At 72.2% G+C, this 16,318-nt stretch carries 10 protein-coding genes; 2 read left to right on the top strand and 8 right to left on the bottom strand.

Annotation, left to right across the window (positions count from 1 at the left end):
- The 8 genes from Q7W29_05180 to Q7W29_05215 all read right to left on the bottom strand — a co-directional run.
- Positions 1-188, bottom strand: a 188-nt coding sequence (locus tag Q7W29_05180; GenBank protein ID MDO9171209.1) for a hypothetical protein, incomplete at its 3' end; no start/stop codon positions are given.
- Between the two features lie 40 nt (positions 189-228).
- A complete protein-coding gene (locus Q7W29_05185) occupies positions 229-1,344 on the bottom strand; it encodes a hypothetical protein (protein MDO9171210.1) in 1,116 nt (371 codons plus the stop codon).
- Positions 1,341-2,252, bottom strand: coding sequence for a hypothetical protein (locus Q7W29_05190; GenBank protein MDO9171211.1), 912 nt, complete (start codon positions 2,250-2,252; stop codon positions 1,341-1,343). The genes Q7W29_05185 and Q7W29_05190 overlap by 4 nt, the downstream gene beginning before the upstream one ends.
- On the bottom strand, positions 2,249-3,373 hold the full coding sequence (gene pgsW / locus Q7W29_05195) for a poly-gamma-glutamate system protein (GenBank protein ID MDO9171212.1): 1,125 nt from the start codon (positions 3,371-3,373) through the stop codon (positions 2,249-2,251). Before pgsW ends, Q7W29_05190 begins: the two co-directional genes overlap by 4 nt.
- Positions 3,357-3,830 carry a poly-gamma-glutamate biosynthesis protein PgsC gene (gene pgsC / locus Q7W29_05200; protein MDO9171213.1) on the bottom strand — a complete coding sequence of 158 codons (474 nt, stop codon included), beginning with the start codon at positions 3,828-3,830 and terminating at the stop codon, positions 3,357-3,359. The genes pgsW and pgsC overlap by 17 nt, the downstream gene beginning before the upstream one ends.
- Entirely contained in the window at positions 3,827-4,987 is a 1,161-nt protein-coding gene (pgsB, locus tag Q7W29_05205; GenBank protein ID MDO9171214.1) for a poly-gamma-glutamate synthase PgsB, read from the bottom strand. Before pgsB ends, pgsC begins: the two co-directional genes overlap by 4 nt.
- An 8-nt stretch (positions 4,988-4,995) precedes the next feature.
- Positions 4,996-8,754 carry a C25 family cysteine peptidase gene (locus Q7W29_05210; protein MDO9171215.1) on the bottom strand — a complete coding sequence of 1,253 codons (3,759 nt, stop codon included), beginning with the start codon at positions 8,752-8,754 and terminating at the stop codon, positions 4,996-4,998.
- Positions 8,751-10,367, bottom strand: a complete 1,617-nt coding sequence (locus Q7W29_05215; protein MDO9171216.1) for a right-handed parallel beta-helix repeat-containing protein — start codon at positions 10,365-10,367, stop codon at positions 8,751-8,753. Before Q7W29_05215 ends, Q7W29_05210 begins: the two co-directional genes overlap by 4 nt.
- A gap of 239 nt (positions 10,368-10,606) precedes the next feature.
- Here Q7W29_05215 and Q7W29_05220 point away from each other — a divergent pair, with 239 nt between their 5' ends.
- The gene (locus tag Q7W29_05220; GenBank protein MDO9171217.1) at positions 10,607-15,715 is read left to right on the top strand and encodes a C25 family cysteine peptidase; all 5,109 of its coding nucleotides are present in this window, start codon (positions 10,607-10,609) and stop codon (positions 15,713-15,715) included.
- A 41-nt stretch (positions 15,716-15,756) separates the two neighbouring features.
- Positions 15,757-16,318 (top strand): hypothetical protein (locus Q7W29_05225; protein MDO9171218.1); only part of this gene is annotated, 562 nt, incomplete at its 3' end.

A 16,318-nucleotide genomic window follows, 5' to 3' on the forward strand; every position in this document is an offset into this window, starting at 1 on the left:
GCGAAATCCCCCAGCGCGGCGACCCCCTCGTTGGCGCTCGGCAGCGGCACGCGGCCGATCACGTGGAAGGGGGACTCGGGCGACTCGTAGAGGTCGGCGGCGCCGCAGCCGGCCAGCAGGGCCGCCAGAGTGAGCAGGGCCGGCAGGGCCGTCGTCTTCCGCCTCGTCGTCGAACGGGTGATTCGCATCGTCAGGGCTCCTGTTGGGGTCCGCATCAGAGTTTGCGAGTTAGAGCTTGTAGGTCAGCCCGATCCAGTACCGGCGCTGGTCATAGTCCTTGTCCTCGGCGATGTCCCCCTCCCACGGCGAATCCACCGTGCGCTGGGAGAACTTGCAGCCGAAGACGCCGTCGACCCCGCCGGCCACCGGCCGCGACAGGGTCAGCTCGAGCGAGTAGACGTTGTCCTTGCGACCCACGTGGTAGGGGTCGGCGTCGAGGCTCTTCTGCGAGGTGTACCAGTAGGCCTGGTACTGGCCGCTCAGGGCCAGGCTCGTGAAGGCGCGGCCGGCCCACTTCGGCGACCAGGCCAGCTCGACCTGGTAGAGGTCCTGGTCGTACGAGGGGTCCGAGTTGTCGCTCGACTCGAGGGTCTCCCCGACCTCGTCGTAGCCGCGCGCGGGCCCGTGCTCGTAGCCGTAGTCGAGGGTCACGCGCCAGTCGGCGCGGGCGCGCCAGTACAGCGTGCCGCGGGCGCCCCAGGAGAAGATGTCGTTCTCCATGAACGGCTGGTTGTAGTAGCGCAGCGTGCGGCTGAGGTCCAGCTTCCAGGTCAGGTCGCGGCTGAAGCGGTCGCGGTAGACCAGGGCGAACTCGTTGCGCGTGTAGCGGAACTCGTCCCAGACCAGGGGGTGGCTCGGGGCCTCCCAGGGCGGCTCGTCGGAGAGCTGGCGGATGTACTGCTCGGGCGCGTAGCTGTAGGACAGCTCGCAGCTGCGGCCGCCGGGCAGGAACTGCCGCACGTACCACGAGTAGCCGGAGTTGGTCTTGATCGGCTCCTGCACGTACTGCCAGCGCTTCCAGCGGAAGCGCAGCCGCGTCTCCCCCAGCGCGATCAGGTCGCGGCGCGCCTCGACCTCGAAGCTCGGGGCCAGGATGTGGCAGTCCTGCCGCTCGATCTTGAACTTGTAGGGGTCCGTCCCGGCGTGGAACACGTCGAGGTAGTCGTCGGAGTAGCGCAGGAAATTGTCGTCGTAGATCGTCTCGAGGCCGAAGGTCGCGCTCGTCTTCCAGGCGGACGCCTTGCGGGCCGGCGCGTCGGGCTCGGCCGCCGCCGCGGCGCCGCACGCGGCCAGGAAGGCCGCCACGGCGCCGACCGCCAGCGCGCTGCCCGCTCGCCGCCTCATCGCAGGTCGGCCGCCGGGATGCGGACGACCGCCGCCACGCCGCAGGCGTCGGGCTGCAGGCAGCGGATCTCCACGCGGTGGCGTCCCCGCGGGATCTGGACGCGCAGCGACTTGCGCTCGCCCGGCATCACGTCCGGCCGTTCGATGTAGGACGCGGCGTCCAGCTTGTCGGCGTCGTAGTGATGGGTGCGGCTCACCTGGCCGTCGACGCGCACCTCCAGGGCGTAGGACTGGCGTCCGTTCATGCGGTGGTCGAAGTCCAAGCGCGTCCACACCACGGCCGTCGTCGGGCCCGCGACCTCGAAGGACAGCGGCTGGTCCGCGTCGAAGCGGTAGAGGGTCGAGCGCACGCCGCTGTCGTACTGCAGGGTCGCGACGCCGGCGTAGCGCTCCGGCGACAGGTTGACGTACTCCTCGCTGACCCGGCTCGTCTCGCGGAAGAGGCGCACCGCGGTGAAGCCGGCGCCGGCGTTCGTCGGGGTGACCGTCACCTCGTGCCAGCCCTCGGGGATCGTCAGGTAGGTGTGGTGCAGGGAGCTGGCGGGCGCGCCGGCGCAGGACGCCGCGCCCGCGCGCGGCTGCAGGCGCTGCGCGTCGGCGAGGGCCGCTTGCCCGTCGATTGCAAAGCGGAGCGTGCCGGCGACCGGCCCGGCCTCGCCGGGCGCGAACACGTAGCGCGACAGCACCTTGACGCGGCGCGGCCCGCGCACGCGGTACGAGGTCGGCGTCTCGGCGCGCAGCTTGTCGTAGGTCGCCTCGACGCCGTCGACGCGCAGGCAGACCTGCTCGCGGGCGCCCTGGGGCGCGACCGCCCGCCAGCGCACCTCGGCCGACGCCGTCGCGGCCGACAGCGACAACAGCGCGCAGCAGGCGGCGGCCGCCGCCCCGCGCCGGTGATGGATCGTCACGCCGCACCTCCCGCTCGCCGCCGGAAGCGGACCGCTCCCAGCAGGTTGCGCCGCACCTCGGGCGCCAGGACCACGGCGCAGAGGGCGCCGTACAACAGCAAGAACGCCGCCACCAGCTCGAGCCGGTAGCCGTCCCTCACGAAGATCTCGCCCTCGCCCGGTTCCGGCAGGTAGTCCGGCGCCACCGGCAGCCCGTACTCGCGGGCCAGCGAGGCGACCTCCAGCAGGTGGATGACCGGCACGCCGCGGTCGGACATCAGCGTCAGCGTGCCCTTGCGCGGCCAGTTCTTCGCCTCCAGCGTCTCGGCGAAGCCGCGCGGGATCAGGATGCGGTTCTGGCTGCTGCCGAGGCTGGCCACGCCGCCGCCCACGTTCACGAAGCACTTCGGCACGCGGCCGCGCAGGGCCTCGTCGAAGAAGGACATGCGCTTGGCGATGGCCTCCTCGATGTTCTGCGAACCGAGCAGCGGCACCTCGTTGCGGGCGATGGACGCCTCCAGCAGGCGCCGCCCCTCGGGGCTGAGGCCCTGGCCCATGTCGTCGCCGCCGCCCAGGGTGGCGGCCGCGCTGCGCACGTGCAGGACCCGCTCCTCGCGCAGGATCCGCTCCATGTCCAGCCAGGTGAACGAGGGGTCGTTGGCGCCCCACATCGAGGCGCCGACCGAGGTGACCACCACCGGCGCCAGCTCCATGGTCTCGAGCGCGGCGTACACGGCCACGTTCAGCCCCGGGAACGAGCCCGTGACCGCCACGGCCACCGGGTCGCCGGGGCGCAGGCCGGCGCGGTGGAACAGCTCCACCAGCACCGCCGCCCAGTTGGGGTTCAGGCTGGTGAGCTTGGCCTCGAGGTCGCCGCGGGCGTTGGTGACGAGGCTGAACTCCGGCCCCACCAGGCCGGTGCCGGCGGGGTCGTTGACCTTGTCGATCTCGGCGCCTTCCATGCGCAGGTGCCGGCGCAGCGTGGTGAACGCCTCGTCGGCCTTCTGCGCCGCGGCCATCTTCTCGGCGTAGTCGCGCTGGCGCACGGGGCGGCGCGTCAGCTCGAGCGCCCCCTGCAGCAGCACCGCCAGCACCGCCAACCCGAACAGGATCAGCGGCCGCCTCCTACCCGATCGCGACATCAATGAGCATGCCTCCGTGGGCCAGCACCAGCACCAGGCGGACCAGGAACGCCGCCATGAGCATGGAGCTCAGGGTCTCGACGATCCCCTGCCGGTGCATCCAGTAGGCGATCAGCCCGGGGATGATGTACCCCACGGACTGGAAGAGCGACGCGTCGACGCCCGTGCCCAGCGCGGCGTTGAACACCAGCACGTAGCGCGTCAGGAAGCCGAACACGAACCCGGCCAGCACGCAGAAGACCAGCGTGCGGCGCCCGTAGAGCAGCACCACGCGGCCGACCAGTCGCACGGTGCCGTAGGTGCAGAGCGCGGCGACGACCGTGCCCGCGATGCGCAGCGGCTGGTCGAGGTAGATCGCGATGTAGCCGGGGACGATGAGCCCGCCTGCCGCCAGGCCCATGATCTCCGAGAAGACGAGGCTGATCACCAGCCCCAGGCCGATCGCCTGGTAGATCAAGGGCGCACCTCCCGTTCGCGCAGCAGCGCCAGCACGTCCATGCCGATGCCGCCGATGTTGCCGATGCCCACCACCGTGGCGCCGGGCCCGCAGAGGGCGGCCGTGCGCGTCCAGATCTCGGCGGCGCCGGCGCCGCCCAGGTCGACGACGAGTTCGCGCGGGACCGCGCGCATCATGTCGGCCAGCTGGGACGTGCCCTGGCCGATCAGGACGTAGTGGCCGGCCTTGATGCTGGTCCCCAGCAGCGGCGCCAGGTCGCGCGCCCGCCGCATGCGGTCGGCGCGGTTGTTGAACAGGACCACCGAGCGCGTGCCGGGCGCGTCGAGGCCGAGCGTGCGCCAGATCCGCGCCGTGGATTCCGGGTCGTTGGCCGCGAACGCGTTGGCGAACACGAGTTCGCCGCCGGGATCGGCGACGCGCAGGCGCTCCAGGGCGCCCACGTCCGGCCGCACCCCCCACATGCCCTCCAGCGCGCGGCGGCGGTCGACGCCCGCGGCCACGCACACGTCCAGGGCCAGGGCGACGTTCTCCGCGAACTCCACGTAGCGGAAGGGCGCCAGGTCCGCCGGCGTGACCGTCGCGGGGTCGGCCACCCGGCAGTCGCTGCCGCGGCGCCGGGCCGCCTCGGCCAGGTCGCCGGCGAACACGTCCTCCGCCGTGAACAGGGTCGCGCGCGCCGGCACGGTCTGCGACAGGCTGCGCGCCACGTCCTCCAGGCGCGGCCCCTGCACCTCGAGGTGGTCGGAGCGCACGTTGGTGATCACCCCGAGCGTGCTGTCCACGATGTCGCGCTCGCAGGTCCGCTGCAGGTCGGGCCGCACGGCCATGCACTCCAGCACCAGCGCCTGCGCGCCCTCGGCCGCGGCCTGCCGGAAGACCCCCAGCTGCTCGCGGATGTTCGGCGAGCCGTGCCGCACCACCGGCGTCTCGGTGCCGTCGGCGTGGAGGAAGCGCGCCGCCGAGCCGGTCGTCTTCGCGCAGGTGCGGATCCCGCCCGCCTGCAGGCCCGCCGCGATGAGGCGGGTCACCGACGACTTGCCGCGGCTGCCGTTGACGTGCACGCGCAGCGGGATGCGCCGCCGCGTGAGGCGGTGCCGCGCCGTCTCCCACACGCCCAGCAGCGTGACCACCGCGAGCAACAGGACGATGAACCGCACGCTTCCACCTACCTGACGAGCAGCAGCTTGCGCGTGACCGAGCCGCCGGCGCCCTCGAGCCGGCAGAAGTAGACGCCGGCGGGCGCGTCGCGTCCGCCCTCGTCGCGCCCGTCCCAGACGGCCGCGCCCGGGCCGGCCGGACGGTCGCCCGTCACGAGCGTGCGCACGAGCCGCCCCGCGAGGTCGAAGACCCGCAGCGTCGCCGCGCCGGCGCGCGGCAGGCCGAAGGCCAGGGTCGCGCCGCCGCGCGCGGGGTTGGGCCGGCCGTTCGCCAGGAACAGCCCGCTGCCGTCGAAACTCTCGGTGGCGGCCGCCGTCGCGGTCGCCGCCGCCGACCGGTGCCCATAGGCGTGCAGGGCGACCAGGCGGTAGACCGCGTCGCCGGCGGGAGCCTGCGCGTCCGTGAAGGAACGGGCCGCCGCCGGCAGGGGCGCCGGCGTCAGCGGGGTTTCGACGCCGGCGACGTCGCGCACGACGAGCCAGCCGGTGACGGGCCGACCGTCGCGGGGCTGCCAGGCGAGGGCGACCGCGCCCGCCTCCCGTTCGGCCACGAGATCGGCCGTGTACGGCGAGTGGACCGGGGTCCGCGTCGTCACCAGCACCGCCAGGCCCGGGCCGATCGGGGCGGCGCCGGGGGCGTAGACGTCGGAATAACTCAGCTGTAGGCCGTCGGTCTCGCTCGGGCTCTCCCAGCCGACGGTCGCGAACTGCCGCAGCGTGTCGCTGTTGTGGACCTGCCGGTAGAGGAAGAGCATCTCCCCGTCGCCGCCCGGCGCGGGGTGGACCGCCGGGTCGCGCAGCACCAGCTGGAAGGTCTGCACGTCGTCGATCTCGGGCTGGTAGTGCCGCATGCGGCTCCACTCGATCGTGAACGAGCCGGCGACCGCGTCGTAACGCGTGAAGACGCCGCCGGTGCCCGCCAGCGTGGGGTCGAAGTTGTCCCAGAACGGCGCCACCATGGAGTGGTTGCCGTGGCTGCTGGGCAGCGGCCAGTTGTAGAACTCCAGCTCGCCGTCGGTGTCGAAGCTGATCCAGCCGTTCTCGCTGACGCGGATCTGGCCGTCGAACGACTGCCCGTAGTAGGTGAAGGCGAAGGGCAGGTCGACCAGCTTCACCTCGTTGTCGACGGCGAAGGCCAGCGGCGCGCCCTCGCCGCCCAGAGCGGGATCCAGGTGCGTCCAGCGGTAGACCGGCGCCAGGTCGGGGTAGTCGACGGCGTCGGCGCTGTCCAGCGCCCAGTAGCCGTGCGCGTCGGGGCCGCTCGGGGCGCCGGCGTCGACCTCGCCCACCAGCAGCCTCGCGGGCAGCACGGCCTGGTAGTCGGCCGGCGCGGCGTCGGAGACGACGAGCTCGAGCGTCGCGGCCCGGCCGGTCGGCACCGTCGCGTCCACGACCAGCGTCACCGCCGTCGCCAGGGAAACGGTCGCGCCCGCGGCGATGGCCGGCACGTCCGCGTACTGGACGCCGACGGCGCCGATCCCCGCACCGAGCAGGTTCAGGCGCGCCTGGCCGCCGGGGAACGGGAGGCTCCCCTCGTTGCGCAGGACCGCGGTGAGGGCGTTCTCCAGACCCTGGCGCAGGACCCCGTCGCCGCCGACGAGCAGGCTCTCGAGCCGCAGCGCCGGTCCGCCCACCACGAGCGTGCGCCCGTCGCGGTCGACCGCGCCGTCGTGGGCCGCGTCCAGGAACAGGTTCAGCAGCGCGCCGTCGTCGGCCGTGGTCAGCAGGCCGACGCGGAAGTACTCGTCGCCCGTGCAGGCGTGCACGGCGCCGCCGGCCAGGTCCGGCAGGGCGAAGGTCCCGTGCTCGACGCCGGCGGGGCCGTCGACGGTCAGCGAGAGCGTGATGCCCGTCGCGGTCGCCGTCCCGGTGTTGGTCACCACCGGGTAGACGTGCAGGACCTCGGCGGCGTTGATCACGCCGTCGCCGTTGCCGAAGCCCGCGGGGTTCTCCCAGGTCAGACCCGTCAACGCGAGACGGGCGGCGGGCTGCGCGACCGCGACCTCGTGCTGCACCGCGAAGCGGTTCGTGGCGGTGACCGTGACCGTCAGCGGCGCGCCCTCGACGAGGGCCGCCAGGCTCAACTGTGCCACGCCGTCGACGCCGGTCCAGCCGGAGCTGACCGGCTCGCCGGACTGCGTCAGGCCCACGCGCGCGCCGGCCAGGGGGGTCGTCCCGTCCTGCTCCGCGACGGTCACGTCGAAGCGGCCCGACCCGGGCGGGCAGGCGGCGTCGTGCGTGACCACGGGCTCGGAGACGGGGCCCTTCCAGAAGTTCAGCTCGGGGTCGCCGAGCAGGTTGTAGATGTGGAAGTAGAACTCGACGGACTCCTCGCCGGTGGCCTCGTACTCCAGCTCGTGGGGGAAGTAGGCGAGGAAGCGCAGCTTCCCGGCGAGCATCAGCGACCCCAGGTCGGTGACGGCCGGGTCGGTGATGCGCTCGAAGAACGAGATGGCCATCGCGTCGTTGTAGCGCGTGTGGGACCAGTGCTCGCCGTTGCCGATGAAGGCGACCGCACCCTTGCGCGTCTCGGGCGTGCCCTGGCGCAGGAACACCTCGCCGAAGCAGGGGGCGTCGGCGGCGAAGTCGCCGTTCAGGCAGACGAAGCTCATCACCACCGGGGTCATCGCCCCGTTGTTCACGTTGGGGATCTCGGTGACCGTGAAGTGCGGCGGTTCCCAGCCGGCCGTGCCGTAGGCCCAGCCGCGGTAGACCACCATCGACGCGCCGGCCTGCAGCGCCTGCGTGATCGGGAAGACGCCGTTGAACAGCGGCGGGAACGAGACGTGCGTGGCGGCCTGGAAGCCCAGGGACATCAGCTGCCGGCCGCACCAGGCCACGGTGCTGACCGGGGTGTCGGAGCCGTAGTTGCCGGCGACCATGAGCTGGCGCGTCAGCCAGCCCTCGTCCGTGCGGTAGGGGTCGCGCTCGTAGGCCACGCTCTTGTTGACCACCGTCTGCGCCTCGGCGAGCGACGAGACGGGCATGCGGCCGAGCATCAGGTCGGGCAGCCAGTCCCCCTCGTCCATCAGGGCGTAGGGCAGGTCGGTGACGTTCTGGCTGATGCTCCAGGCGGGCACGTCGCCGACGTCGCCCAGGATGAGCACGTACTCGGGCGGCGCATCCCAGGACGCGTACGCCGCGCGCAGCCACTCGCGCACCGCGACGTTGGTGGCGCCGGTCTCCTCGGTGGTCGCCAGGCGGACCTCGAGGCCCTTGGCGCGCTTCCAGTCCAGCAGGGGGGCGGCGGCGGCGGCGTACGCGGGCGTCGTGATCACGACGTAAGTGCCGCGTGACGGCGCGAGGGACTTCCCGGCGGCGTCTTGCGGCAGGCCGCGCGACGAACCCAGCGCCGCGTCGAAGGCGCGCGACCGCAGGCGGCCGTCCGCCGCCGCGGCCCAGTCGCCGTCGTGCACGATCTCGAAGCTGGCGCCGTCGTCCAGGCCGGCAGTGTTCACCACGGCCATCGGCAGGCCGCGCAGCCGGGGCAGCCGGCCGTCGCCGGACACGCTGCCGGCGCCCGCGGTCAGGCGCACCGACCAGGTCGTGGCGTCGGGGGGCAGGGGGATCAGCAGGGCCGGCGCGGCGGTCGCGTCGGCGGCGGCGGGGAGCCGCGTCACCAGGGTGCGGTCACCGGCGACCCGGATCACGTAGGGGTCTTGGATCGCATCAGTATCGTGCGCCCGCTGGTCGGCCGCGACGGCGGTCCCGCAGACCGCCGCCGACAGGCCGATTCCGAGAGCGAGCGTGAGCGCTGCCCGTTTCATTTGATCAGGATCATCCGCCTCGTGTGCTGCAGGCCCAGGGCCTGCAGTTCGTACAAGTAGACACCACTCGGCGCGGGCCGGCCCGCATCGTCGCGTCCGTCCCAGACCGCCTCGTGGCGACCGGCGGGGAGATCGCCCAAGGTGAGAGTCGCCACCGTTCTGCCGGAGACGTCGCTGATACGTACGAGGGCGGTGCCGGGCGCGTCAAGCGCGAAAACGATGGCCGTGCTGGGGTTGAACGGGTTCGGATGGTTGCCCAGCAGGCGCGAGCGCGCGGTCGTCTCGCCGACCGCGGTGGCGTCGCACCCGCCCAGGGGCGCGCCCACCAGCTCCCCGCCGCAGCCGGTGAAGCAGGGGCTGCCCTCCTGCAGGCGGTAGTCGCCCGGCGCACAGAAGAGCGGGTCGAGCGAGAAGTTGCCGCCGCCGTCGACGCCGCAGAGCGCGTCGCCGCCGGCGTTGCCGTGGATGTCGGTGCAGGTGACCGTCGGGGTGCCGCCGTCGCAGTAGAGACCGGCGCCGGCGGTCGAGCCGGCGATGATGCAGCGGTCGATCGTCGGGGCGCTGCCCCACTGGGCCATCACGCCGCCGGCCAGCCCGCCGGCGCTGGTCTGGTTGCCGGCGATCGTGCAGTTGCGCAGGGTCGGGGACGGGCTGAAGAGGGTGTGCACGCCCGCGGCATCGCTGAAGGCGCCGGAGCAGACGTTGCCGGCGATCAGGCAGCCCTCGATCAGCGGCGTGGCCGAGTCGACGGCGATGCCGGCGCCCGAGACGTAGCTCTGCGTCGCGAGGTTGCCCGTGATCGTGCAGGCGCGCAGCGCGCCCGCGGAACCCAGCTGGTAGGCGATGCCGCCGCCGTTGCCCAGGGTGGTGTTGCCGCTGATCGCGCAGCGCTCGATCACGGGGGAACTGGCCGCGACGAAGATGCCGGCGCCCTGCCCGTAGGCCGCGTTGATCGCGTTGCCGCTCACGGTGCAGTCGGTCAGGTGCGGGTCGCTGCCGTTGCGGATGAACAAGCCGGCGCCGCTGGGGGCGTGGTTGTCCAGGATGTCGCAGTCGTCGACGCGGGGGCTGCTCTGCTCCTCGATGGCGAGGCCGCCTCCCTGCTTGGCTGAGTTCGCCACGCAGTCGACCCGGGTCAGGACCGGGCTGGCCTGGTTGTAGCAGATCACGCCGCCGTCGGTGCACTGGGTCACCAGGACGTCAGTCACGCGCACGTCCGCCCCGACCTGCCGCAACAGGATGCCGGCGCCGTAGGCCGCCGCGTACGCGCGTCGGACCTGGAGGTTCTCGATGCGGCAGTTGACGACGTTCTCGACGAAGATGCCGCGGCCGAGCAGCTGCGCGTCGATGATCGTCGCCGCCGTGCCCGCGCCCCGCAGGGTGACCCCGGACTTCATGATGACGCAGGCCGGGGTCGTGCCGGGGCCCTCGGTCGGGTGGGTGCAGTCGCCGTACGTGCCGGCCGCGACCTCGACGACGTCCCCCGCGGCGGCGGCCTGGACCGCGGCGTGGATCTGGGCGTAGTCGCCGGGCACGTGGATGACGGCGGCGGTCGCGGTGGCGGCGGCGACCAACAGGGCAAACCCGGCCGCAAAGCGCAGGAACCTGGGCATGGGTGTCCTCCCGGGGTGGACGGATGGTGCGGGTGCAGGCGGGGTCGTCCGAACGACGGGATCATAGCATAGGGCCCGGGGAGGCGCCAGCCGAAGACCCAGCGGGAAAATATCCATTAGTTTCCGTGCTGGGGCTTGTGTTATGATGACGTCCGGCCGGTCCCGCAACCGGCGTTTTTCGAATTCCCCCACGATGGCTCCCGCAACCATCCCGGCCCAAATGCGCCCTGGAGGCCTTCATGCGTTCGTCCACAGCCGTCACGCTGTCGCTGCTGCTGATCGCGGCGTCCGCCCTCGCCGCGCCCGCCGCCCGCGAGGTCGTCCTGGACCCGGCCGCCGGCGCCCAGCCGGCCCTCTCCCTGCTCGGGGACGCCGGTGACGTCCTGACGCTCGAACTGACCCTGCCGCGCCTGTCGGTCGAGGAAGTCGCGGCCGGCGGCGGCGCCTGGCAGGTGCTGTCGTTCCCCGACGCGGCCCAGCGCGGCGTCGAGGGCGCGCCCGGGCTGCCGGTCTTCAGCCGGCTGATCGCGTTGCCGGCGGGCGCGACCGCCAAGGCGCGGATCATCGCCAGCGAGACGGTCGACCTCTTGGGCTACCGGCTGCTGCCGGTCCAGGGCCGCGAGGGCGAGCCTTTCGTGTTCGACAAGGACGCCTACGCCGCCGGCGGCGCCGCCGGCGCCCCGTCCGTCGAGGTCGGCAGGCCCGGCGTCATGCACGGCCTGACCGTGGCGCCGGTGGTCTTCTCCCCGCTCGGCTACGATCCGGCAACCGGCCGCGTGACGGCCGCCGTGAGCCTGACCGTCGAGGTGACGATCACGGGCGGCGCCGGCAAGGCCGCGCGGCGGGCCGAGACCGCCGCCTACGACGAGTTCTTCCGCGCCCGGGTCCTGAATTACGGCGGCGCCGACAAGAGCGCCGTCACCGAGATGGGCAGCTACCTGGTGATCTGCCCCAACAACGCCACGGTGATCGCCAACCTCGCGCCGCTGCTGGACTGGCGCCGGCGCCAGGGCTACAACGTCGTGCTGGCGACGACGGCCGAGACCGGCACCACCAACACCGCGATCAAGACCTACCTGACCGACGCCTACAACACCATGAAGCCGCAGCTGGAGTTCGTGACCCTGGTGGGCGACGCCAACGGGACCGTGATGCTGCCCTCCTGGACCGAGGGCCTCAGCGGCTACAACGGCGGCGGCGACCACTACTACTCGATGCTCGACGGCGTCGACCTGCTGCCCGACGTCAACCTGGGCCGCCTGTCGGTGATCTCGACGACGGAGCTCACCACGGTCGTGAACAAGATCGTCAACTACGAGACCAACCCGCCCCTGACGCCCGATCCGGGCTGGTTCACGCGCGGGTCGCTGGTCGGCGACCCCTCGTCCTCGGGCATCACGACGATCTTCGTCAACCAGTGGGTGCGCGACCAGTTGCTGGGCCTGCACTACACCCAGATCGACTCGGTCTACGGCGGCAACTACGTCTCGCTGATGACCACGAACTACAACAAGGGCGGCTCGCTGTTCACCTACCGCGGCTGGTACGGCATGAGCGGCATGCAGCCCACCAACCTGCAGAACCTGACCAACGCGGGCGAGCTGGCCTTCGCCGTGATCATGACCTGCGACACCGGCTCCTTCGTGATCGACACGACCTGCCGCTCCGAGGCCGTCTTCCGCGCCCCCAACGGCGGCGCCGTGGCCAGCGTCGGCACCGCCACCACCGGCACCCACACCCGCTACAACAACTGCATGTTCGCCGGCGTCGTCGACGGCGTGCTGAACTCGGGCGACTTCCGCGTGGGACCGGCCCTGAATTCCGGCAAGCTGGCCATGTACAACAGCTACAACGACGCCGAGGCCGACCACGTCGAGATCTGGATGGTCTGGAACAGCCTGATGGGCGACCCCGCCACCGAGATCTGGACCTCGCTGCCCGCCGCGTTCTCCGTCGTGCACGCCGCGTCGATCTCGACCGGCGCCAACTCCTTCCAGGCCACCGTGAACGACGGCGTGTCGGGCCTGCCGGCCGCGGGCGCGCGCGTGTCCCTCTACAAGGGCACCGAGGTGCGCGTCAGCGGCCTGACCAACGCCGACGGCCGGGTCGACCTGCCGCTGGACGGCCTCTCCGCCGGCAGCCTGCTGGTCACCGTCACCAAGCACGACCACCTGCCCTACAAGGGCACCGTGACGGTGGGCCCCGCCGTCAACCTGGTCGGTCTCGGCTCCTTCGCCGTCGACGACGCCGCCGGCAACGGCGACGGCCTGGCCGGCCCCGGCGAGACCGTGGACCTGGCCGCCGTGCTGCACAACTTCGGCGCCTCGGCGGCGACGGGCGTCACGGCCGTCCTCACCTCCGACGACCCCTGGGTGAGCGTCGTCTCCGGCGCCGCGTCCTACGGCACGATCGCGGCCGGCGCGGACGGGCCGGGCGACGTCCCGTTCACCGTCCAGCTGGCGCCCGGCGCCCCCGCCGCCCACAAGTGCCAGCTCGACCTCGCGGTCGTCAGCGGCGCCTCGACCTGGACCTCCCTGCTGGAGCTCACGGTCAACGCCGGCGCCTTCTCCTACCTCAGCCTCGTCTACGGCGGCCCCGGGGGCAGCCTGGACCCGGGCGAGACCGGCAGCCTGACCGTCACGCTGCGCAACACCGGCAACGTCGGGGTCACTGCCGCCGCGGCGACCCTGCTGTCGAACAGCCCCTGGGTCGACGTCACCGACGACCAGGGCGCCTACGGCCCCCTGGCCGTCAACGCCACGGGCAGCAACGCCGGCGACACGTTCGCCGTGTCGGTGACCGCCGACTGCTTCCGCGGCCACCTGGCCACGTTCCAGATCGCGCTGCTGACGGCGGCCGGGTCGCGCGACACCCTCGAGTTCACGGCTCCGGTCGGCACCGCGGCCGCCGACCAGCCGCTGGGCCCCGACGCCCACGGCTACTACGCCTTCGACAACACCGACACCGCCTACCCCTACCACCCGACCTACAGCTGGATCGAGATCGACCCGGCCCTGGGCGGCTCGGGCACGGCGATCCCCCTGACGGACTACGGCTGGGAGCAGGACGACACCGAGATCCTGTCGCTGCCCTTCGCGTTCACCTACTACGGCGAGACGTTCGACAAGATCTCGGTCTGCTCGAACGGCTGGCTGGCGATGGGCGCGACCTCCCTGCGCAACTACCGCAACTGGACGCTGCCCTGCGCCGGCTCGCCCGACGCCATGATCTGCGCCTTCTGGGACAACCTGTACGTGGAGTCGGGCATCGGCGGCGTGTACTGGTGGCACGACACGGCCAACCACCGCCTGGTCATCGAGTGGAGCCGCCTGCGCAACGACAGCGGCGGCGGCAACGAGACCTTCGAGGTCATCCTCTACGACCCGGCCCACCACGACACCGACACCGGCGACGGGATCATCGAGGTGCAGTACAACGCCGTGTCGCAGGTCGACGGCACCAACGGCTACGCCACGGCGGGCCTGCAGAACCTGGACCACACCGGCGGCCTGCTCTACACCTACTGGAACGCCTACCCCACCGCCGCGGCGAGCCTGACCACCGGACGGGCGATCCGCTACGAGGCCCTCGCGGTGCTGCCCTCGGGCATGCTGCAGGGCACGGTCACCAACGCCTCGGCGGGCGGTACGCCGGCCAAGGACGTGCAGGTCACCGTCCTGGACAACGGCCGCGCCTTCACCTCCTCGGCCCTCGGCGCCTACCTGGGCTCGGTGCCGGTCGGCACGTACGACATCGTGGCCTCGCACCCCAGCTTCGCGCCGGACACGACCCGCAACGTCGTGATCCTCGAGGGCCAGACCACGACGGTCGACTTCTCGCTGGTCGACGTGGCCGGCCCCGTCTTCGCGAACACGACGGTCCTGACCGGCTCGACCGACACGGCCGGGCCCTACGTCGTCGAGACCGAGGTCCACGACTTCAGCGGCCTGGAGGAGCTGCACTGCTGGTACCTGACCAGCGCGGGCGGCGGCCTGCAGGAACTGCCGCTGTCGCTGGTCGACCCCGCGACGGGCCGCTACCGGGGCGAGATCCCCGGCCAGCCCCTGGGCAGCCGCGTCCGCTACTGGTTCTCGGCCCTGGACGCGCTCGGCTACGGCGGCACCGAACCCGCGGACGCACCCGCCGCCGCCACCAGCTTCTGGATCGAGAACACCCTGATCACGTCGTCGGACATGGAGTCCGCCGGCAGCTGGACCGCGGGCATGGCCGGCGACACCGCCACCTCCGGCATCTGGACGCTGGTCGACCCGAACGGCATCTACATCAACGATTCGCCCGTCACGCCCGAGGACGACCACACCGCCGCGGGCACGATGTGCTGGATCACCGGCCAGGACCCCGTGGGCGGCGCCCAGGGCGGCGCCGACGTGGACGGCGGCGCGACCACGCTGCTGAGCCCCGTCTACAACCTGACCGGCTGGAACGACGTCACGGTCACCTACTTCCGCTGGTACACGAACGAGACCGGCCTGAACCCCAACTCGGACACCTGGACCGTGCAGGTGACCGACGACGGCACGACCTGGGTGAACCTCGAAAGCACCATGACCAGCGACCGCACCTGGCTGGAGGTCTCGGTGCCGCTGACCGGCCTGATCGACATGACCACCAACGTGCGTTTCCGGTTCATCGCCTCGGACCTCGGCAGCGGTTCGGTGATCGAGGCGGGCATCGACGACTTCTCCCTCAACGGCCACCAGGGCACGATCGACGAGCTGGCCCCGACGGTCACGGTCACCGCCCCCCTGCCGGGCTCGGTCCACAACGACGGGCAGCCCTTCGCGGTGACCTGGACGCCCTACGACGAGACGGGCCTGTACGCCACCGTCGTGCTCTACTCGGCCGACGGCGGCGCGACCTGGCCGTACATGCTGGGCCTCGGTTCGCTGACCTCTCCGCTCTGGCCGAACTGGACCACGGTGCCGTCCAGCGACCAGGCGCTGGTCAAGGTCGTCTGCTTCGACACCACGCTCAACAGCGGCCAGGACGCCATGAACGGCACCTTCGTGCTGTCCTTCCCGACCGGCGCCGACGACGGCGAGCTGCCGTCGCGGCTGGTCCTGGACCAGAACCGTCCCAACCCGTTCAACCCGGCGACCGAGATCCGCTTCTCGGTGCCGCGCCGGACCGCGGTCAGCCTGAAGGTCTACGACCTGGCCGGCCGCGTCGTGCGCACGCTGGTAGCGGGCGAGCTGGAGGGCGGCGAGCACGCGGCCGTCTGGCGCGGCGACGACGATGCGGGCGCGCGCGCGCCCTCCGGCCTGTACGTGTACCGCCTGACGGCGGACGGTGCGACGGTGTCGCGCAAGATGATGTTGTTGAAGTAGGCGGTCGGGTCGCCGACCCGCCGGCAGTCCCAAGGAGGGGCATGAAGATCCTGATCACGGCGGCGCTGACGGCCCTGGCCCTGTTCGCGGGCTGCGGGCAGCAAGACGTGCAGGCCGTCCGTGAGGCGGCCGTCGCCGCCGACGGGGACCAGAAGCTGGCGGACGGCGCGCTGCGGGCCGAGCTCGTCTTCTGCCGCCGGATCGGCGCCAAGACCGGCAAGCGCCTCGAGGTCGGCGACCGCTTCGAGGCCAGCGACGACGAGCGCGACCGCAACATCCACGCCTTCGTCGACCTGAGCAACCTGCCGCCGGGCGTCCACCAGATCCACGTCGTCTGGCTGAAGCCCGGCGGCGTGGAGCTCTTCCGCAAGTACGCCGAGGTGAGCGTGGCCCCCGCCGACTCCGCCCGCTGGCGCACGCAGATCGTCTGGAAGGACGGCAACAACCTGCGCTTCGCCGAGCCGGAAGAGGCCGTCGTCGGCCCCGCCCCCGACCTCACCGTCTCCTCGCGGCTGAACGTGGCGCCGGACCGCAAGCGCGAGCCCGGCACGTACGCGGTGAAGGTCTACTGGAACCGCGAACTGCTGCTGGAGCGGCCCTTCG

This window comes from bacterium (assembly GCA_030654305.1).
GTDB lineage: Bacteria > Krumholzibacteriota > Krumholzibacteriia > LZORAL124-64-63 > LZORAL124-64-63 > PNOJ01.